This window comes from Pantoea sp. At-9b (genome assembly GCF_000175935.2).
Classification (GTDB): Bacteria; Pseudomonadota; Gammaproteobacteria; order Enterobacterales; family Enterobacteriaceae; genus Pantoea.
The window spans coordinates 3095298-3114142 of the sequence record NC_014837.1 but is presented as its reverse complement, the minus strand read 5'-3'; the positions used below and the strand labels follow the sequence as shown (position 1 = coordinate 3114142).

The window sequence follows — 18845 nt, the reverse complement described above, 5'->3', positions numbered from 1 at the left end:
GGGGCCAGCGTCTCGCGGATCAGCAGAGTGTTTTTTCTTTGATGAACTTGTTAACCAGGTTCATCAAATCGTCTGCTGTGGGTTGAGCCAGAGCCTGCTCCGCCAATGCCTTCGCATCTTCAAAATTGGTATTACGAATAATTTTCTTGATGCTTGGGATTGAAATGGCACTCATGCTGAATTCGTCCAGCCCCATTCCCAGTAACAGTAGTGTAGCACGTTCATCACCAGCCAGCTCACCACACATGCCGGTCCATTTCCCTTCGGCATGTGATGCATCGATCACTTGCTTGATGAGGCCCAGAACGGAAGGCGACATTGGGTTATAGAGGTGAGAAATCAAATCATTACCACGATCGACCGCCAGAGTATACTGTGTCAGGTCGTTTGTCCCAATACTGAAGAAGTCGACTTCTTTCGCCAGATGACGAGCAATAACCGCTGAAGCCGGTGTTTCCACCATAATGCCCACTTCAATGGTCTCATCAAAGGCTTTGCCTTCTTCACGCAGTTGCGCTTTCAGGGTTTCCAGTTCGGCTTTCAGGAAGCGAACTTCTTCCACTGAAATGATCATCGGGAACATGATACGCAGTTTGCCGAATTTCGAGGCACGCAGAATGGCACGCAGCTGGGCATGCAGAATTTCTTTGCGGTCCATCGCGATACGGATAGCGCGCCAGCCGAGGAACGGGTTCTCTTCTTTCGGCAGGTTCATGTACGGCAGATCTTTGTCACCGCCGATGTCCATAGTACGGACGATAACCGCCTGTGAACCCATCGCTTCAGCAACGGCTTTGTACGCCTGGAACTGCTCTTCTTCCGTTGGCAGCGAATCGCGGTCCATAAACAGGAACTCGGTACGATACAGGCCAACGCCTTCCGCACCGTTGCGCTCTGCACCGGCTACATCACGTACCGTACCGATGTTGGCGCAGACTTCAACCTGATGACCATCCAGCGTGATAGCCGGCAGATCTTTCAGTTTTGCCAGTTCATGTTTTTCAGACAGATATTGCGTCTGGATGGCTTTCAGCTCTTCCAGTACATCTGCCGTCGGGTTGACATAAACTTTGTTGTTTACGCCATCCAGAATCAGAAAATCACCGTTGTTAACGGTCGCGGTCACGTTACCTGTACCGACAATCGCTGGCAGCTCAAGCGAACGCGCCATGATGGAGGTATGTGAGGTACGGCCACCGAGATCGGTGATAAAGCCCAGCACCTTTTTCAGGTTGAGCTGTGCGGTTTCTGACGGCGTTAAATCTTTTGCCACCAGAATGGATTCGTCTTCGATAGCACTGAGATCGACGATGTGCAGGCCGAGGATGTTTTGCAGCAGGCGTTTACCGATATCACGCACGTCAGCGGCGCGTTCTTTCAGGTATTCGTCATCCAGCTCTTCCAGGGCTTTCGCCTGGCCATCAATGACCGAGTGGGCAGCAGCGTCAGCCGTCGCGTGATCTTTTTTGATCAGGTCGATGATTTCCTGCTCCAGCTCTTCGTCTTCCAGCAGCATGATGTGACCTTCAAAGATCGCCGCTTTCTCTTCACCGAAGGTTTCACCGGCTTTAACTTTGATGGCTTCGAGCTGGATAGCAGCTTTGCTGCGTCCGTCGAGGAAGCGCTGTACTTCCTGCTCAACCTGATCGTCAGAAATTTTTTTACGGTTGATGACGATCTCATCTTCCTTCAGCAGCAATGCTTTGCCGAAGGCGATACCCGGTGATGCTAAAATGCCTGAAATCATAACCCTACCTTTTAATCACGATGGCTCGTTGACCCAATGCATTGCCATTGTCGCGGACGTGTAATCTACGGAAGCAATAACGCGGACAAGTTGTCCGCGATCAAGATGTTTGCACTCAATGGGGCAAAGGAGTCGGTTTAGTCACAAACTGAGTGGATTACTCCAGCTCAGCCATCAGTTTCACCAGGTGTTCAACCGCTTGCTGCTCATCTTCACCTTCGGCAGACAGCGTAACAACCGTACCCTGAGTCAGACCCAGTGTCTGCAGTTTGAACAGGCTTTTCGCGCTGGCAGATTTGCCATTCGAGGTCACAGTGATTTCTGACTGGAAAGCCTTAGCTTCTTTAACGAACTGAGCTGCAGGACGAGTGTGGAGGCCGTTAGGTGCGGTAATGGTAACTTCTTGCTGGAACATTCTATTTCCCCAACTTTATCAGGTTTGGTGTTATGGATCTAAAGTCTAGCCTGGAGCCGTAACTTTAGCCTGTGTAGGTGCACTGGATGGCATCACGCTAACCAAAAAAATGCGCATGCGATGTGAGCATCATATCCAGCGGAAGGATCAAAAGCAGAGATGATCGCTCCATCTGCTCATTATGCCGTGATTCGCCGTATCGCCAAATCAGTAAATCGATTCAGCTTGATCCACTTCAAAGCCTGATTAATTTCAGGCATCGAAATAATTGGTTGCTTAAATACCAGACCCACGTCACTGAAAGCAATCTGCCAGGTGGTAAAAGTGAGATCTAAGCCACAAAAAAGCACCCATTTGGGTGCTTTTTTCGTCATTTCAGACTTTGACCGCTCACTGTTGCAGCTCTTTTTCGGTGAACAGATCAGCAAACAACGCGGTACTCAGATAACGTTCGCCAGAGGAAGGCAGGATCACCACGATGTTCTTATTGGCGAAGGCTTCATCTTCCTGCAACTTCAGCGCAGCGGCGACCGCAGCCCCTGAAGAGATACCGGCGAGAATACCTTCTTCTTCCATCAGACGACGTGCGGTGCTGATGGCTTCGTCGTTAGTGATGGCAACGACGCGGTCAATCAACTTCAGGTCAAGGTTGCCCGGAATGAAACCTGCGCCGATGCCCTGAATTTTGTGTGGGCCGGGTTTGATTTCTTCACCCGCCAGCGCCTGCGCGATAACCGGTGAGTCGGTCGGCTCAACCGCGACCGAAATCAGATCTTTCTTGCCTTTGGTATTCTTAATGTAACGGCTCACACCGGTCAGCGTACCACCGGTGCCGACACCGGCGATGAACACGTCCACAGCACCATCGGTATCTTCCCAGATTTCCGGGCCGGTGGTTTTTTCGTGGATTTCCGGGTTAGCCGGGTTACTGAACTGCTGGAGCAGTACATATTTGTCCGGGTCGCTGGCCACAATCTCTTCTGCTTTGGCAATGGCACCTTTCATGCCTTTCGCGCCTTCGGTCAGGACCAGATTCGCACCCAGTGCCTTCAGCAGCTTGCGACGTTCGATCGACATTGTTTCTGGCATGGTCAGCGTCAGCTTGTAACCACGGGCCGCAGCCACATAGGCCAGAGCGATACCGGTGTTACCACTGGTCGGTTCCACCAGCTCTACGCCAGGTTTCAGAATGCCGCGTTTTTCTGCGTCCCAAATCATATTGGCACCGATACGGCATTTTACGCTGAAGCTCGGGTTACGGGACTCGACCTTCGCCAGAATGCGGCCGTTACCGATGCGGTTCAGTCGAACCAGCGGCGTATGACCAATTGTCAGCGAGTTGTCTTCATAGATCTTACTCATAGCTCGTCCTTAACTGTATGAAATATTGGGAACCCTCAGAGCATACCTTTTCTGCCCGTGTGCGGAAGGAAAGAAATCGTATATCTATATAGCCCACGACCATAAGCCCCATGCAAAAATGCATAAGGCTTGTTGATGGATTAATGGCGGCCATTTTGCTGGCGATAGCGGTCTACCCACATGGCGGTGGCACCGCAAACGGCCACCGGCATAATTGCCAGATTGAGAATCGGAATCATGGTAAACAGGCTGACCAACGCGCCAAATTGCATGTTGGCGCTTTTATGGCGACGTAACGCATTGCGCATCTGTTGAAAACTCACTTTGTGGTTATCAAACGGGTAGTCGCAATATTGGATGGAGAGCATCCAGGCGCTAAACAAAAACCATAAAACCGGTGCCACGGTCTGACCAAAACCTGGAATAAAGTAGAGCAGCAATAAACCGAGTGCGCGCGGCAAATAGTAGCCCAGCTTCTGCATTTCTCGTTTCATGATACGCGGAATGTCTTTCATCATGGCAAGCCAGCCGCTATCGGGCAGCGGTTTGCCAGTCAAACGTCCCTCAAGTTGTTCCGCCAGCAGTCCGCAAAAGGGGGCCGCAATCAGGTTGGCAATGGTCGAAAAAAAGTAGCTGAACACCAGCACTATCGAGATGACCGACAGCGGCCACAGCAGATAACTCAACCATTGCAGCCAGTCGGGGATATGCGCCATTAATTGCGGAATCCACTGCCCCAGACGATGGAATAGCCAAATAAAGGCACCACCCAACAACAGGATATTGACCAACAACGGGATGATGACATAGCGGCGAATGCCGGGCAGGCGCACCAGCTTCCAGCCCTCGGCAAAGTAATGAATACCATTCAAAGATGAGACTGAATTCTCAGCGGGCATAACAAGCCTTTCTCCAATGTGTAGGGGCGCGAACATCATAACCTGCCTTTTTATCGGCAACAGGGTCGCTTTGCACGAAAAAACAGCAAAAAAGCGTGGGGGAGCTATCTTATTTGTCAGAAAATACTGCACAGACTTGCACTTGTGTAGCTGGGCAAATACAGTTAGAGGGTAAAGTTTGCCGTGGTGGCAAGGTATTGGAACAACAGAGAATACAATGATGCAGGATTTGCGTCTGATATTAATCGTTGTTGGCGCGATCGCCATAATAGCGCTGCTACTTCACGGACTGTGGACCAGCCGTAAAGAGCGCTCTTCCGTGTTTCGCGATCGCCCGCACAAACGTCTGAAACAACGCGAAGAAGCGGATGATGATCTGCTGAGCGACGATGATGAAGGCGTCGGCGAAGTACGTGTTCGTCGCGATACGCATGATGAACCGGATCTGAGTGGCTACGCAGAAAAGCCTGTCCGCGCGCCTGAACCTGTTCGTCAGCCTGCACCGCGTCAGGAACCTTCCGTTGCGCGCGATCCGCTGTTTGATGCGGAGCCAGAAGTGCGCCAGCAACCCGTTCCGCCTGCGCCTCCGGTTGTGAAACCGGTGGTTCAGCCGCAGCCGATTCAGGCTGATCCGCTACTGGATCAGGAGCCGCTGGTTGCCGCAGCACCGGTCGTGGCACCACAGCCTGAGCCGGAAGAAGAGACGCCTGTTGCCCATCAAGAACAGCCGCAACCCGCCGCTGCGGGCAGCAAGAAAGAAGCGGTGCTGGTGCTGCATGTCGCTGCCCATGCGGGTGGCGTGCTGAATGGCGAGGCCCTGTTGCAGGGGATCTTGCAGGCAGGCTTCCAGTTCGGCGAAATGAATATTTTCCATCGTCATCTGAGTCCGGCCGGCAGTGGCCCGGTGCTGTTCAGCCTGGCGAATATGGTGAAGCCCGGTTCGTTCAACCCGGATGAAATGGGTGATTTCAGCACGCCTGGCGTGTCCATCTTTATGATGGTGCCGTCCTACGGTGATGCGAACCAGAACTTTAAACTGATGCTGCAATCCGCACAGCGTATCGCTGATGATGTCGGTGGCGTGGTGTTGGATGATGAGCGTCGTATGATGACGCCGCAAAAGCTGGAAACTTATAAAGCACGTATTCGCGAGGTTATCGGTTGATAACCTACGCAGGCGTCAACAATCTCTACTTCTAACCCCCGCCTGTCGGGGGTTTTTTATCGGATGAGGCACTATGAAATCGGTTCAGGAGCAGATCACCGCGCTGCGCACCACGTTACGTCACCACGAATATCTCTATCATGTGATGGATACGCCGGAAGTCCCGGATGCAGAGTATGACCGACTCATGGCGCAACTGCGTGAATTAGAAAGTGCGCACCCTGAGCTGGTCACCCCGGATTCACCAACACAACGGGTCGGGGCCGCACCGCTGGCCGCTTTTGAGCAGGTTCGCCACGAAGTTCCGATGTTGTCGCTGGATAACACCTTTGATGAAGCCGGTTTCCTTGCCTTTAACAAACGCGTTCAGGATCGTCTGAAAAGTAGCGATGACCTGACGTACTGTTGTGAACTCAAACTGGATGGTCTCGCGGTCAGCCTGTTGTATGAAGATGGCCTGCTGGTCAGCGCCGCGACGCGTGGCGACGGCACCACCGGGGAAAACATCACCGCCAACGTGCGCACCATTCACGCCATTCCGCTGCGTTTGCATGGCGACAATATCCCGGCCCGCGTCGAAGTGCGTGGCGAAGTGTTTATGACCGAAAGCGGCTTTGAAAAGTTGAATGAAGACGCGCGTCGTACCGGTGCGAAAGTCTTCGCCAACCCACGTAATGCCGCCGCCGGTTCGCTGCGCCAGCTCGATCCGCGTATCACGGCGAAACGTCCACTGACTTTCTTCTGCTACGGCCTTGGCCTGCTGGAAGGCGGTGAGATGCCTGCCAGCCACCTCGGGCGTCTGCAACAATTTAAGGCCTGGGGTTTACCGGTTAGCGACCGCATCCGTCTGGCCAATAATGCCGACGACGTGTTGGCGTTTTATCGCGAGGTTGAAGAGGCGCGCCCAACGCTGGGGTTTGATATCGATGGCGTGGTGATCAAGGTCGATTCGCTGGCGTTGCAGGAGCAGTTAGGCTTTGTCGCTCGCGCACCGCGCTGGGCGGTCGCCTTTAAATTTCCGGCGCAAGAGCAGATGACGGTGGTGCGCGATGTGGAGTTCCAGGTCGGTCGTACCGGTGCTATCACGCCGGTTGCTCGTCTGGAGCCGGTGCAGGTTGCCGGAGTCGTGGTGAGCAATGCCACACTGCATAACGCGGATGAAATTGCCCGCCTCGGACTGCGTATTGGTGACAAAGTGGTGATTCGCCGTGCAGGCGATGTGATCCCGCAAGTGGTGAACGTGGTGGAATCAGAGCGTCCGGAAGACACGCGTGAAATCGTGTTCCCCAGCCACTGCCCGGTGTGCGGTTCTGATGTCGAGCGGGTAGAAGGCGAAGCGGTGACGCGCTGCACCGGCGGTCTGATTTGTGGCGCGCAACGCAAAGAGGCACTCAAGCATTTTGTGTCGCGCCGCGCACTGGATGTCGACGGCATGGGCGACAAAATCATCGATCAACTGGTGGAAAAAGAGTACGTCAAAACCCCCGCCGATCTGTTCCGTCTCACCGCCGGTAAGCTGACCGGACTGGACCGTATGGGGCCGAAGTCGGCGCAGAATGTGGTCGACGCGCTGGAGAAAGCCAAATTCACCACGCTACCGCGTTTTCTCTATGCGCTGGGCATTCGCGAAGTGGGAGAGGCCACGGCGGCTAACCTTGCCAATCATTTTGGTGAGTTGGAAAAAGTGATGGATGCCGATCTTGACGCGCTGATTGCGGTGCAGGATGTCGGTCAGGTGGTCGCCAGCCACGTGCGCAACTTTATGGACGAAGAGAGCAACCGCGAGGTGATCCGCGAGCTGACGCAGGAGATGGGGGTGCATTGGCCGCAGGTTGAGGTGGTGAATGCGGCAGAAATCGATAGCCCGTTTGCCGGTAAAACCGTGGTATTGACGGGGTCGCTGTCGCAGATGAACCGTGATGATGCCAAAGCCCGTCTGACGGCTCTCGGGGCGAAAGTCAGCGGCAGCGTATCGAAGAAAACCGATTTGTTAATTGCCGGTGAGGCCGCAGGTTCCAAGTTGGCGAAAGCGCAGGAGCTGGGCATTGCGGTGATTGACGAAGCAGAGATGATTCGCCTGCTTGGAGCCTGATATGGATAAGCAGCAACTGGTTGAGATTGCCAACACGCCAATGCCGTTTGGGAAATATCAGGGCAGGGTGTTGATTGATTTACCGGAGGAGTATCTGCTGTGGTTTGCCCGCAGCGGTGAGTTTCCCGCCGGTAAGCTGGGTGAGCTGATGCAGCTCACCCTGGCGATCAAGATTGAAGGGTTACAAGGCCTGGTAAAACCGCTGAAACGGACTTGATGTAACGCGGCGCGGCTTATCGCGCCGTTTTTTTACAACCCGCGCGATAAATCGCGCCGCTACGACACCTGTTGCTGCTGCGCCAGCCGTTTCGCATTGCTGGTTTTGTAGCGTTGAGCAATGAAAGAACACACCATCAACTGCACCTGATGGAAGATCATCAGCGGCAGCACAATAATCCCCACGCTGCTGGCCGGGAACAGGATATTCGCCATCGGCACACCGTTTGCCAGGCTCTTTTTCGAACCGCAGAACAACACCGTAATCTCATCGGCGCGGCTAAAGCCAAACAAACGCGATGCACCAAGGTTGATCAGCAGTACCACCACCAGTAGCAGCAGGCTACCGGCCAGAATCCACAGCAGCGTATCCACACCGACGCGATGCCAGATGCCGTTCACTACCGCTTCACTGAAGGCGGAGTACACCACCAGCAGAATCGAGGTCTGGTCCGTTTTACCAATCAGGCTACGGTGTTTCTCCACCCAGCCGCCAATCCAGCGACGCGAGATGTGGCCCAGTACAAACGGCACCAACAGTTGCAGCATGATCTTACCAATCTGCTCCAGCCCGTTACTCGGGGCATCGCTGTGCACATTCATCACCAGATTGACCAGCAACGGTGAAACAAACACGCCAAGCAGGCTGGAGGCGGACGCGCTACACACCGCTGCCGCGACGTTGCCACCGGCCATTGAGGTAAAGGCAATCGCCGACTGCACGGTGGCAGGCAGAATGCACAGGTAAATAAACCCGGTATAGATTTCCGTGCCCACGTTCACCGGATGCCACCACACCAGCAGCAGACCCAGGATCGGGAACAGCACAAAGGTGCTGCACATAATCCACAAATGCAGTCGCCAGTGGCTGCTGCCGGCGATGATTTTCTCACGCGACAGCTTGGCACCGTGCATAAAGAACAGCAGGGCGATGGCGGCGGTGGTCAGCCATTCAAAGAAATCGACGAACCCGCCTTTGGCCGGTAAGAAGCTGGCCAGCAGCACGGTGATGATGAGTTTGACCATCATCGGGTCGAGGCGTAAAAATCCCATTGTTACAATCCGGTTAATTAAAATTTGATGTTGCTGATTGTGCGCCAAACGGGTTTAGAAATAAAATTGATTTATTGCATTAATCTATGAGTGATATCGATGAATTATACGCTCCGACAATTGCGCACTTTTGTTGCCGTGGCTAAGCACGGTAGCTTCAGCCTGGCCGGGCAAGTGATTGGCCTGAGCCAATCGGCGGTCAGTCATAGTATTAAAGAGTTGGAAGCGGAAATGGGGGTGCGCTTGCTGGATCGCACCACGCGCGAAGTGTTGCTGACCGGGGCTGGACAGCAACTGGCAACCCGGCTGGAGCATTTGCTGGAAGAGCTGAACAGCACGGTACTGGATGTGCGGAGCTACGGGGAGCAGCGCAGCGGTACGGTACGGGTGGCCGCCAGCCAGACGCCCTCTGCGCACCTGATGCCGCAATGTCTCGCCAGTAGTCAACAACGTTACCCTGATATTCGTGTGATTTTGCATGATCGCGCGCAGCAGTGGGTGCTGCAAAGCGTGCGTAACGCGGAGGTGGACTTCGGTATCATTATCGGGCCATTACGGGATAGCGATTTTGATTATCAGACCATCATGGATGAACCCTTTTTACTGTTGTGTCGGGAAGATGATGCGTTGGCGCAGGCGACTCAGCCGCAGTGGTCAATGCTGAATGGTCGCACCATGGTGCTTCAGGATTATGCGTCGGGCAGCCGTTTGTTGATTGATGCCGCACTGCACCAGCAGGGGGTTTCGGTCAATGTGGTGCAGGAGATTGGTCATCCGGCCACGCTCTATCCGATGGTTGAGGCGGGGATTGGCATTAGCATTCTGCCGGCGCTGGCGTTGCCATTGCCTGCGGGGCGCAAACTGACGGTGCGACGCCTTTACCCGGAAATCAACCGCAGTCTGATGTTAATTAAACGCCGAAACCGGTCATTGACGCCCGCCGCGGAGGCGATTTGGCAGGAAGTGCGCCAGCAGGCAGCGCTGCTGACGCAACAACGTTCCCTCAAACCAGCGTTTTAAACGTAAACGTTGATCTGATTGGTATCAGTAGGGCGGTTGATACCATCGGCTTTGGTCGCGCTGGTGGTGGTGGCGCTTTCTTGCTTTTGCTGCTGTTCTTGCTGCTGTTGCGCTTTCTCCGCTGCTTGCTGCTCGATTTGCGCGATCTGCGATTCAATCATCTGAATCTGTGACTCCAGCAACTGCTCCTGTTCAGATTTTTGTTCATCTGTAAGGGTGTCATCGCTGGACAGATCTTTGAGTTCTTTGGTCAGGCTCTGGATTTGTTTATTCAGGCTGGCAATTTGCGACGTGTTGCCGCTACTGCTGGCACTGCTGGTGCTACTGGACACACTGGAAATGGTACTCATGGTTTTCTCCTTGCAATAGTTCACAGTCGTTATCGGCAAGGGGATAAAATTACATGAGGGCGCAAAGCGTTAAGGTTTTGAAAGGAATTTGCAAATGGCGCATAGCAAAAAGGCGCCTTTAGGGCGCCTTTCTACATTGGTGGGTCGTGCAGGATTCGAACCTGCGACCAATTGATTAAAAGTCAACTGCTCTACCAACTGAGCTAACGACCCGAAGTGGTGGGTGATGACGGGCTCGAACCGCCGACCCCCTCCTTGTAAGGGAGATGCTCTACCAACTGAGCTAATCACCCACTTCGGTACTACTTAACAAGCGTGTCATCTGACTAAGATATGGTGGGTGATGACGGGCTCGAACCGCCGACCCCCTCCTTGTAAGGGAGATGCTCTACCAACTGAGCTAATCACCCATATCTTATCTCTTGTTCACTGCGGGCCACCTGAAGAGTGGTGGGTGATGACGGGCTCGAACCGCCGACCCCCTCCTTGTAAGGGAGATGCTCTACCAACTGAGCTAATCACCCCCGCTGTGTGGAGTCGCATTATAGGGATCCTTCGAAGTGAGTCAACGCTTTTTAAAACATAAATGTGCGTTCGCTTTAAAATTAAACATCTCGCGGCGCTTTTAGCCAATGTGCTGGTTTTATTAGCAGAAAAACCACGATCAATCGTGACCCACGCCGCGACAATCATTGAGGAATCATGGTCAGCTGCTAGAATATGCGCACTGTTTTTTCGCGTTAACCTGTTTTTTGTCATCCAGACAACGAACCTCCGCGCATTTAAGGCAATGCTGAATGAAAATCAAAACTCGCTTCGCACCCAGCCCCACTGGCTATCTGCATGTGGGCGGTGCTCGTACTGCTCTTTACTCCTGGCTTTATGCTCGTCATAACAAGGGCGAATTTGTTCTGCGTATCGAAGATACCGATCTGGAGCGATCCACACCGGAAGCCATCGAAGCCATTATGGATGGCATGAACTGGCTGAGCCTCGACTGGAACGAAGGCCCGTACTACCAGACTAAACGTTTTGATCGCTATAACGCGGTGATCGACGAAATGCTGGAAGCGGGCACCGCCTATAAATGCTACTGCTCGAAAGAGCGTCTGGAAGCGTTGCGTGAAGAGCAGATGGCGAAGGGTGAAAAGCCGCGTTATGACGGTCGTTGCCGTGACAGCCATGAACATCATGCTGCTGATGAACCTTGCGTGGTGCGTTTCCGCAACCCGCAGGAAGGCTCGGTAATTTTTGACGATCAGATTCGTGGTCCGATTGAGTTCAGCAACCAGGAGCTGGATGACCTGATCATTCGCCGTACCGATGGTTCGCCGACCTACAACTTCTGTGTCGTGGTGGACGACTGGGATATGGGCATCACCCACGTGATTCGTGGTGAAGACCATATCAACAACACGCCGCGTCAGATCAACATTCTGCAAGCCATTGGTGCCGAAGTGCCGACCTACGCCCACGTCTCGATGATCCTCGGTGATGACGGCAAAAAACTGTCCAAGCGTCATGGCGCGGTAGGGGTGATGCAGTACCGTGATGACGGCTACTTGCCGGAAGCGCTGCTTAACTACCTGGTACGCTTGGGGTGGTCACATGGCGATCAGGAAATTTTCAGCGTGGCGGAAATGACCGAGTTGTTTACCCTTGATGCGGTCAGCAAATCAGCCAGCGCCTTTAACACGGAAAAATTGCAGTGGTTGAACCATCACTATATTAATACGCTGCCGCCGGAATATGTCGCCACCCATCTGCAATGGCACATTGAACAGCAAAACATTGATACCCGTACCGGTCCGGAACTGGCGAAACTGGTCACACTGTTGGGTGAGCGTTGTAAAACCCTGGTGGAAATTGCGGCATCTTGCCGCTACTTCTATGAAGAGTTCGAGGCCTTTGATGCCGACGCCGCGAAGAAACACCTGCGTCCGGTGGCGCGTCAGCCGCTGGAAGTGGTGCGCGACAAACTGGCCGCCATCAGCGACAACGACTGGACCGCTGAGCATGTGCATCACGCCATTCAAAGCGCTGCCGATGAACTGGAGCTGGGAATGGGCAAAGTGGGTATGCCTCTGCGTGTCGCCGTGACCGGTGCCGGGCAGTCACCCGCACTGGATGTGACGGTACAGGCGATTGGTCGCAGCCGCAGCGTGGCGCGTATCGAAAAAGCGCTGGCATTTATTGCTGAGCGCGAAGCTCAGGCCTAATAATCCTGAGTGATGTAAAAAAGCCGGAAGCTGTGCTCCCGGCTTTTTTATTTTTCCTGAATTCCCAGCCGTAGCAATACGCCTCTGATCCCTTCCCGCAATAGCAGCGCCACCAATTGTTCCTGTTCGGCGACGGTCATTTGCTGGATAGAATTTATTAATAACGCAGGTAACGTATTTTGCTGTGTAGCGTAATGGGCTGCCGGTTCATTCGCGTGGCGAGTGGATTGGATAAAGCTTTTAACGCGTTCATCAATGTGAATCAAACGCGCCTTACCGCCCTGTACACCGGGCTTCGGCGTGGTTGTCCAGTTTTCGCGTTTAATCCATTTGTTAACAGTCTGGCGACTGTATCCGGTTTCCAGCGCGAGTTCTTCGGGTGTTAGCCATTCCTTTTTCACGACGCTTTCCCTGTTAAATACATTAGATCTACATATTACAACAAAACGTTACAGGTGAAAGTAACCACGGTGGAAAATGCCTTCTGCCCGGAGGCAAAAGGCACCATTCGATTAACGTACTTCGCTGGTTGCCGCCATGGCTGGACGGAAGGCGATAAAGTAGGTCAGACCGACGAAAATTGCACCGCCGACACCGTTACCGAGGAACACGGCGACAAAATTCGGCAGGTACTCGGCCCAACCCAGCTGTCCGGCAAAAATCGCCGCCGGGACGATAAACATATTCGCCACCACGTGCTGGAAGCCAATCGCCACAAACGCCATTACCGGGAACCACATACCGAAAATTTTGCCCACCACATCTTTACTGGCGAACGCCAGCCACACCGCCAGGCACACCAGCCAGTTACAGCCAATGCCGGAGATAAAGGCATGCAGGAAATCGGCATTCACCTTCGCCGTGGCGATAGCCACGGTTTTCTTCAGGTAATCCCCTTCGGTCATGCCCAACATATGACCAAAGAACCACGCCACGGCGATACTGCCGAGGAAGTTGGCGATGGTGACCCAGAACCAGTTGCGCAGCAGGCTGAAACCGCTGATGCGACGCGCGAACCAGGCGATGGGCATAACCATCATATTACCGGTCAACAACTCGCCACCGGCCAGCACCGTCAGGATCAGACCGACCGGGAACACAGCCGCGCCGAGAAATCCACCGAAGGAACCCCAATCGGCTGGCAGTTGGTTAATGACATGCAGATCAAGCAGAAAGCCGGTAGCAATAAATGCGCCCGCCATAAAGCCAAGGATCAACAAGGTAGAAACTGACGCCTGGCTTTTAACCACGCCAGACTGAATCGCCAGTTGGGCGATCTCTTTAGGTGTATGCAGCGACATAAACTCACTTATCTTTTTAATAGCAAGGGGAAGGTGCTAACCGGTCAAAAGGCGGAACCCTGGTCGGTGATCGGTTAATTAGCGCGCTAAGTTTACACGTGCGCGTAACGAAAACAAGATTTCTCCTAACATCATTAACGCCGGGTTAACCTTAGCCTGCGTCTGTGGCCAGGGTTTTATGGTCAGATGATGATGAAAAAAAAGCCATTGTGACGCGGGTTTGCCGCCTTTTTCAGCGATCGAACACAGAACGGAAATTTGACGTTGACACCCAGGAAGGGGTTTCATATTATGCCGTCCGTCGAGGTGACTCGGCGGTTTTTTCGGTTCGGGGCTATAGCTCAGCTGGGAGAGCGCTTGCATGGCATGCAAGAGGTCAGCGGTTCGATCCCGCTTAGCTCCACCAAACTTCTTCCCAAAAGTTTGGCACTGAAAAAACGATTCCAGATGTGGGGGTATAGCTCAGCTGGGAGAGCGCTTGCATGGCATGCAAGAGGTCAGCGGTTCGATCCCGCTTATCTCCACCATTTCTCTGTTCGTTCCGAACACATTTTCAAAAAAATCATTACCTTGCATTATCCCGTAGCGGCGCGATTTATCGCGCGGGTTTTAATAACCGCGATTTATTGCACGGGATAAAAAACAGCGCGATAAATCGCGCTGCTACGAATCAGACTGCCGCAACCTGCGACAGCGGCTTCAGTACCCTGAACCCATGCGTCCCATCACGATCCAACTGCGCGACCAGACCGTATTCCCAGTCGAGGTAAGCCTGCATCACCGCAGGTTCAATATCCGTGCCCTCATACGGGCGGCGATAGCGATCAATCGCTGGCGACAGCAACCGTTGTGCGCCTTGCTCGGTTGGCAGACCGGCGGCACGCCAGGCGGCGTTGCCCCCCTCCAGTACGTATACCGGTTTTCCGGTCACTTCTGCCACCTGCTGCACCGCATAACCTGCCAGCAAACTACTGCCGCAGGTCAGGACATAGTGTTGCGCCTCAGGCAATGCGGCGTTGCCCTGCTGTTGCAGGGTGGAGCGCAGCAGCCAGGCTGCACCAGGAATATGACTGTTGAGATGATTGGCGTGGGTGGTGAAATCCAACACCTGCGTATTCCCCTCATTCAGCAGGCTGGCGAGCTGCGCTGGCGAAACAAATTCTGGCGCTGCGGTTGAGGGCACCTGCGCTTGCCAGTTGCCCGTCGCGCTGAAATCATGGGCCTGCAATCCCTCGACTACCGCCACCTGCCAACCGAGTTGTGCCAGCCATGAGGCGGCCATATTGGCACGCACGCCATCGTCGTCAATCAGCACAATGCGCGCGCCACGCACGCTGGCGTAGTGATCGGTTTCCTGCACCAGTTGGCCGCCTGGCACCGGGCGGCTGCCCGGCACATGACCTGCGGCATACTCCTGCGCATCGCGTACATCAAACAGATAAGTGGTGCGATGCTCTTTACGCAAACTGTGGAGTACGTCGAGGGTGATGTGTTCCACACCGGCGCGCTCCGCCAGGGCGCGTGCTTTTAGCGCGGCCTGACGTTGTGCGGTTTCGCTGGTTGCGACATAACGACGCGCCTGCCCTTTATCCAGTGAATAACCTGCCAACGTCCAGCCGATGGTGCCGTTACGCAGTGCAAACACCGGGTTGCGGATTCCGGCATTCACCAGTGACTGTGTACCAATGATGCTGCGAGTACGGCCCGCACAATTGACGATCACCGTGGTTTCCGGTGAGGGGGCGAGATCGCGCACCCGTAACACCAACTCACCGCCAGGCACACTGGTGGCGTGTGGGATGCTCATGGTCTGATATTCATCAAAGCGCCGCGCGTCCAGCACCACCACCTCCTGGTCACTGTTCAGCAAAGCATGCACTTCATCGGCGGAAAGCGATGGCGTCTGGTTATGGTGTTCCACCAGTTCGCCAAAGGCTTTACTGGGTGAGTTAACGTCGATAAACAACTCACCGCCTGCGGCCTGCCAGCCAGGCAGATCGCCTGCCAGTAGCGCGACATGGCGGTAACCCAGCGCACTAATACGTTCCGCCGCCGTTTGTGCCAGTCCTTCCCCGTTATCGTACAGGGTGATGGCAGTGTCGCGTTGTGGGATACGATCCAGCCACTCCAGTTCCAGTTTGGATAACGGGATGTTCACCGCAAATAACGGGTGTCCCGTGGCATACAGCGCTTCATCGCGGACATCGACCAGTGCCACTTCCTGCTGCTGACGCAATGCGGACAAAATATCGGCGGCCTGGCGTAACGGAAAAACCGGTTTAGTCATGTGAAAGATCCCAAATGTTTGGTAAATAACGGTTGCTGTATCCGGAGATAAACACTTTTTCGCTGCCGTCTTCACGATAGACCGCGCGCTTAACTGCGCCGATGTTCGCACCATAGACGTGGATGCTGATGGAGACGCGATCGTCAAAGGCGTTGCTGACACGATGGATATCACCCACCGTCGGTGATACCGCTTCGACGCTGCCAGGCTCAAGGCGGACCGGCGAGCCTGCGGGCTGTAACCCATTTGGACCCGGTTGCCACGACTGGGAAATCTCCGCGCCGCGCAGCATGCCAATTAACCCCCAGACGCGATGATCATGTATCGGCGTCTGCTGTCCGGGACCCCAGACAAAGCTCACTACCGAGAAGCGCTGCTGCGCATCGGCATACAACAAATATTGTTGGTAATGCTCGGGATGGGGTTGGGTAAACGCCTCATCCAGCCAGTCGTCATGGCGAATCAACTCGCTTAACCAGGCACTGCCGTGTTGCAAAACGGTGGATTCAGCGGGCTGGCTGTCGAGCAACTGCGCCAAATTGCCAACAAAGGTGCGTAACCGCTGGTGCTGACGTTCACTCATGATTTATCTCCCTGAACGCTTTTTGCCACCTGATTGGCCCCGGTTGCGAGGCTGAAATCAAAGGCTTGGCTGACATCGACCTGTTTAGGCAGCACCTGGTAGCGGTGGAAGAAATCGGCTGACTGTTGCAGTGTGCCAATCAGGCTGGCATCGAAAACCAACGGGCGGATGCGTGCATCGGCAATCCAGCTGGCGGTAATGGCGGTGGGCATATTGAGGGTTTTCCCCAAGACCGCCGCAAACTCGCTCGGATGCTGTTGTGCCCAGATCTGCGCTTTGGCTAAACGCACCAGCAAATCGGCGATGGCTTTGCGTTTTTCCGGGTTACTCAGGGCTTCATCACGCGCCAGCGCATAGGAGTAGCCCGACATAATTCCTTTGCCACCGCCCTGTGGCACGCGCACCGTGCCATCGACGGCGGTAGAGGTGGCGATATAAGGTTCCCACGGGGCCCAGGCGGCTACGGCTCCAGACGTTAACGCGGCACGACCATCCACCGGGCCGAGAAAACGCAGCGTCACATCACTGGGCTTAAGGCCCGCGCGCTCCAGCAGGCCAAGGATCAGATAGTGGCCCCAGCCACCGCGATTCACTGCAATTTGCTTGCCTTTCAAATCCTGTAAGCTGTGAATCCCGGCATTGGGGCGGGTGAGCAGGGCGATGCTATCAGGGTTATTCTGCCATGCGCCGACCGCTTTAACCGGAGCCCCTGCGGCATAGACAAACAGGAACGGCAAATCGCCGGTAAAACCGACATCCAGCGCCCCGGCGTTCAGCGCTTCCTGCACCGGCGCACCGGAATCAAATGCCGTGAGTTTGAGGTCATAAGGCAGATTGTTCAGCTCGCCAGACGCCTTCAGCGCCGCAAAGCGATCCCCCTTCACATCACCAAGACGCAGAGTGACTTTCTCGGCAGCGAACAGTGGGTTAAGTGATAGTGCCAGTGTCAGACCGGCAAATAACGCAGCCAGCCGCATCAGGCGCTCCTTTTTTGTTGGCGATCAACGGCCGCCACTTTTTCACGCGTCAGTGGCAGCAACTCGCGGCCATATTCCACCGCATCATTAAGCGGATCGAAGCCGCGAATCAGCACGTTATGGATGCCGAGGCGGTAATAATCCAGCAGCGCATCCGCCACCTGCTCAGGCGTACCCACCAGCGCGGTGGAGTTGTAGCCGCCCTGTACCAGTTTGGCGACACCGGTCCACAGCACTTTATCGTGGCGATCCCCGGCATTAGCGGCCGCCAGCAGACGCTGTGCTCCAACGCTCTGTGGTTTGGGCAAGCCGAAGGTATAACCGCTTTCCGCCAGCTGTTTCCCGGCGGTTTCGCGGATATATTCAGCGCGTTCCCAGGCCTCTTTTTCGGTTTTCCCGAGGATGGGTCGGAAGGAGATATTGAAATCAATCTCCCGTCCCTGTTTTGCGGCGGCGGCACGGACAGTGCGCACGGTTTCTTCTGCGCCTTGCAGCGGTTCGCCCCACAGGGCAAACACATCGGCATGGCGTGCGGCGACATCGATCGCTTCTGCGGAAGAACCACCAAAATAGATCGGCAGCTTTTTCTGCAACGGCTTAATGGCGGAGAACGCCTGCTCGGCTTGATAGAAGGTTCCCTTATGATCATAGGGCTGCGTGGATTCCAGACTCTGCTTCAGCACCGTGAGAAATTCATCGGTGCGGGCATAACGTTCGGCTTTAGGGTGGAAATCGCCATCGCGCCGTTGTTCGCTGTCGCTGCCGCCACTGATGATATGCACGGCCAGACGACCATCGGTCAGGTGATCAAGCGAAGCCAGTTTGCGCGCGGCCAGGGTTGGCGCGACAAAGCCCGGACGGTGTGCCAGCAGGAATTTCAGCGTCGAGGTATGGGCGGCGGCATGGGCGGTGACCAGAAAACCGTCCGGTTGATCAGACCAGTAGCCAACCAGAATGCGATCAAAACCGGCCTCTTCATGCGCGCGGGCGAAACGGGCAATGTAATCTTTATCAAACAGCGGGCCGCTGGCGGGGATGATTTCCGAGGCGAGACGGTGGCCAATCATGCCAAGAAACTGAATGCTCATACTGTTCTCCTGAAGTGAGGTAATGGAGAAAAGCTACGGGCGCAGGCGGTGGCAACGGAAATTCAATATTG

Annotated in this window: 17 protein-coding genes and 6 tRNA genes; 7 read left to right on the top strand and 16 right to left on the bottom strand. The window is 54.6% G+C overall.

Going from position 1 to position 18845, the window contains the following annotated elements:
* Positions 1 to 19: 19 nt before the first annotated feature.
* The 4 genes from ptsI to cysZ form a co-directional block, all read right to left on the bottom strand.
* A complete protein-coding gene (ptsI, locus tag PAT9B_RS14325; RefSeq protein ID WP_013509992.1) occupies positions 20 to 1747 on the bottom strand; it encodes a phosphoenolpyruvate-protein phosphotransferase PtsI in 1728 nt (575 codons plus the stop codon).
* A 157-nt stretch (positions 1748 to 1904) separates the two neighbouring features.
* Positions 1905 to 2162, bottom strand: a complete 258-nt coding sequence (ptsH, locus tag PAT9B_RS14320) for a phosphocarrier protein Hpr (protein WP_007889063.1) — start codon at positions 2160 to 2162, stop codon at positions 1905 to 1907.
* A gap of 390 nt (positions 2163 to 2552) precedes the next feature.
* Positions 2553 to 3524, bottom strand: a complete 972-nt coding sequence (gene cysK, locus PAT9B_RS14310) for a cysteine synthase A (protein ID WP_013509991.1) — start codon at positions 3522 to 3524, stop codon at positions 2553 to 2555.
* A gap of 140 nt (positions 3525 to 3664) precedes the next feature.
* Positions 3665 to 4423, bottom strand: a complete 759-nt coding sequence (cysZ, locus tag PAT9B_RS14305) for a sulfate transporter CysZ (protein ID WP_013509990.1) — start codon at positions 4421 to 4423, stop codon at positions 3665 to 3667.
* 217 nt (positions 4424 to 4640) lie between these two features.
* On the opposite strand from cysZ, the gene zipA reads away from it, so the two are divergent.
* From zipA to PAT9B_RS14290, 3 genes are all read left to right on the top strand, one after another.
* Positions 4641 to 5588, top strand: coding sequence for a cell division protein ZipA (zipA, locus tag PAT9B_RS14300; protein ID WP_013509989.1), 948 nt, complete (start codon positions 4641 to 4643; stop codon positions 5586 to 5588).
* 73 nt (positions 5589 to 5661) lie between these two features.
* A complete protein-coding gene (gene ligA / locus PAT9B_RS14295) occupies positions 5662 to 7680 on the top strand; it encodes an NAD-dependent DNA ligase LigA (protein ID WP_013509988.1) in 2019 nt (672 codons plus the stop codon).
* A 1-nt stretch (position 7681) separates the two neighbouring features.
* Positions 7682 to 7897 carry a DUF3820 family protein gene (locus PAT9B_RS14290; RefSeq protein WP_013509987.1) on the top strand — a complete coding sequence of 72 codons (216 nt, stop codon included), beginning with the start codon at positions 7682 to 7684 and terminating at the stop codon, positions 7895 to 7897.
* A 59-nt stretch (positions 7898 to 7956) separates the two neighbouring features.
* Here the strand turns inward: PAT9B_RS14290 and PAT9B_RS14285 are convergent, their stop codons facing one another.
* Positions 7957 to 8949, bottom strand: a complete 993-nt coding sequence (locus tag PAT9B_RS14285; protein WP_013509986.1) for a bile acid:sodium symporter family protein — start codon at positions 8947 to 8949, stop codon at positions 7957 to 7959.
* Between the two features lie 99 nt (positions 8950 to 9048).
* Here PAT9B_RS14285 and PAT9B_RS14280 point away from each other — a divergent pair, with 99 nt between their 5' ends.
* Complete coding sequence (locus PAT9B_RS14280) at positions 9049 to 9969, top strand: LysR family transcriptional regulator (protein ID WP_013509985.1); 921 nt, start codon at positions 9049 to 9051, stop codon at positions 9967 to 9969.
* On the opposite strand, the gene PAT9B_RS14275 is transcribed toward PAT9B_RS14280, so the two are convergent.
* The 5 genes from PAT9B_RS14275 to PAT9B_RS14255 all read right to left on the bottom strand — a co-directional run bounded on the left by PAT9B_RS14275 (position 9966) and on the right by PAT9B_RS14255 (position 10843).
* On the bottom strand, positions 9966 to 10319 hold the full coding sequence (locus PAT9B_RS14275; RefSeq protein ID WP_013509984.1) for a FlxA-like family protein: 354 nt from the start codon (positions 10317 to 10319) through the stop codon (positions 9966 to 9968). The genes PAT9B_RS14280 and PAT9B_RS14275 overlap by 4 nt on opposite strands.
* Before the next feature lie 137 nt (positions 10320 to 10456).
* Positions 10457 to 10532, bottom strand: a tRNA-Lys gene (locus tag PAT9B_RS14270).
* Between the two features lie 4 nt (positions 10533 to 10536).
* Positions 10537 to 10612: transfer RNA gene (locus PAT9B_RS14265), tRNA-Val, on the bottom strand.
* Between the two features lie 41 nt (positions 10613 to 10653).
* Positions 10654 to 10729, bottom strand: a tRNA-Val gene (locus PAT9B_RS14260).
* A 38-nt stretch (positions 10730 to 10767) separates the two neighbouring features.
* A tRNA-Val gene (locus PAT9B_RS14255) sits at positions 10768 to 10843 on the bottom strand.
* 273 nt (positions 10844 to 11116) lie between these two features.
* On the opposite strand from PAT9B_RS14255, the gene gltX reads away from it, so the two are divergent.
* The gene (gene gltX, locus PAT9B_RS14250) at positions 11117 to 12538 is read left to right on the top strand and encodes a glutamate--tRNA ligase (RefSeq protein ID WP_013509983.1); all 1422 of its coding nucleotides are present in this window, start codon (positions 11117 to 11119) and stop codon (positions 12536 to 12538) included.
* 47 nt (positions 12539 to 12585) lie between these two features.
* Here gltX and PAT9B_RS14245 read toward each other — a convergent pair whose 3' ends face one another.
* Complete coding sequence (locus PAT9B_RS14245) at positions 12586 to 12939, bottom strand: YfeC-like transcriptional regulator (protein WP_013509982.1); 354 nt, start codon at positions 12937 to 12939, stop codon at positions 12586 to 12588.
* 111 nt (positions 12940 to 13050) lie between these two features.
* Positions 13051 to 13839, bottom strand: coding sequence for a formate/nitrite transporter family protein (locus PAT9B_RS14240; RefSeq protein WP_013509981.1), 789 nt, complete (start codon positions 13837 to 13839; stop codon positions 13051 to 13053).
* 330 nt (positions 13840 to 14169) lie between these two features.
* On the opposite strand from PAT9B_RS14240, the gene PAT9B_RS14235 reads away from it, so the two are divergent.
* Both PAT9B_RS14235 and PAT9B_RS14230 read left to right on the top strand, forming a co-directional pair.
* Positions 14170 to 14245 (top strand) — tRNA-Ala (locus PAT9B_RS14235).
* Positions 14246 to 14290: 45 nt separating this feature from the next.
* Positions 14291 to 14366 (top strand) — tRNA-Ala (locus PAT9B_RS14230).
* Positions 14367 to 14509: 143 nt separating this feature from the next.
* Here PAT9B_RS14230 and PAT9B_RS14225 read toward each other — a convergent pair.
* Genes PAT9B_RS14225 through PAT9B_RS14210 form a run of 4 tightly spaced genes read right to left on the bottom strand, consistent with a single transcriptional unit; the run spans position 14510 to position 18774 of the window.
* The gene (locus PAT9B_RS14225; RefSeq protein WP_013509980.1) at positions 14510 to 16126 is read right to left on the bottom strand and encodes a rhodanese homology domain-containing protein; all 1617 of its coding nucleotides are present in this window, start codon (positions 16124 to 16126) and stop codon (positions 14510 to 14512) included.
* Entirely contained in the window at positions 16119 to 16709 is a 591-nt protein-coding gene (locus tag PAT9B_RS14220) for a cysteine dioxygenase (RefSeq protein ID WP_013509979.1), read from the bottom strand. Before PAT9B_RS14220 ends, PAT9B_RS14225 begins: the two co-directional genes overlap by 8 nt.
* The gene (locus tag PAT9B_RS14215) at positions 16706 to 17686 is read right to left on the bottom strand and encodes an ABC transporter substrate-binding protein (protein ID WP_013509978.1); all 981 of its coding nucleotides are present in this window, start codon (positions 17684 to 17686) and stop codon (positions 16706 to 16708) included. Before PAT9B_RS14215 ends, PAT9B_RS14220 begins: the two co-directional genes overlap by 4 nt.
* Positions 17686 to 18774: an LLM class flavin-dependent oxidoreductase gene (locus PAT9B_RS14210; RefSeq protein ID WP_013509977.1), complete on the bottom strand. Its 1089-nt coding sequence runs from the start codon at positions 18772 to 18774 to the stop codon at positions 17686 to 17688. Before PAT9B_RS14210 ends, PAT9B_RS14215 begins: the two co-directional genes overlap by 1 nt.
* Positions 18775 to 18845: the final 71 nt, after the last annotated feature.

Bases quoted from the DNA above. Each gene is read 5' to 3' on its own strand.
- ptsI (WP_013509992.1), bottom strand. From the start codon at position 1,747: ATGATTTCAGGCATTTTAGCATCACCGGGTATCGCCTTCGGCAAAGCA.
- ptsH (WP_007889063.1), bottom strand. From the start codon at position 2,162: ATGTTCCAGCAAGAAGTTACCATTACCGCACCTAACGGCCTCCACACT.
- cysK (WP_013509991.1), bottom strand. From the start codon at position 3,524: ATGAGTAAGATCTATGAAGACAACTCGCTGACAATTGGTCATACGCCG.
- cysZ (WP_013509990.1), bottom strand. From the start codon at position 4,423: ATGCCCGCTGAGAATTCAGTCTCATCTTTGAATGGTATTCATTACTTT.
- zipA (WP_013509989.1), top strand. From the start codon at position 4,641: ATGATGCAGGATTTGCGTCTGATATTAATCGTTGTTGGCGCGATCGCC.
- ligA (WP_013509988.1), top strand. From the start codon at position 5,662: ATGAAATCGGTTCAGGAGCAGATCACCGCGCTGCGCACCACGTTACGT.
- PAT9B_RS14290 (WP_013509987.1), top strand. From the start codon at position 7,682: ATGGATAAGCAGCAACTGGTTGAGATTGCCAACACGCCAATGCCGTTT.
- PAT9B_RS14285 (WP_013509986.1), bottom strand. From the start codon at position 8,949: ATGGGATTTTTACGCCTCGACCCGATGATGGTCAAACTCATCATCACC.
- PAT9B_RS14280 (WP_013509985.1), top strand. From the start codon at position 9,049: ATGAATTATACGCTCCGACAATTGCGCACTTTTGTTGCCGTGGCTAAG.
- PAT9B_RS14275 (WP_013509984.1), bottom strand. From the start codon at position 10,319: ATGAGTACCATTTCCAGTGTGTCCAGTAGCACCAGCAGTGCCAGCAGT.
- gltX (WP_013509983.1), top strand. From the start codon at position 11,117: ATGAAAATCAAAACTCGCTTCGCACCCAGCCCCACTGGCTATCTGCAT.
- PAT9B_RS14240 (WP_013509981.1), bottom strand. From the start codon at position 13,839: ATGTCGCTGCATACACCTAAAGAGATCGCCCAACTGGCGATTCAGTCT.
- PAT9B_RS14225 (WP_013509980.1), bottom strand. From the start codon at position 16,126: ATGACTAAACCGGTTTTTCCGTTACGCCAGGCCGCCGATATTTTGTCC.
- PAT9B_RS14220 (WP_013509979.1), bottom strand. From the start codon at position 16,709: ATGAGTGAACGTCAGCACCAGCGGTTACGCACCTTTGTTGGCAATTTG.
- PAT9B_RS14215 (WP_013509978.1), bottom strand. From the start codon at position 17,686: ATGCGGCTGGCTGCGTTATTTGCCGGTCTGACACTGGCACTATCACTT.
- PAT9B_RS14210 (WP_013509977.1), bottom strand. From the start codon at position 18,774: ATGAGCATTCAGTTTCTTGGCATGATTGGCCACCGTCTCGCCTCGGAA.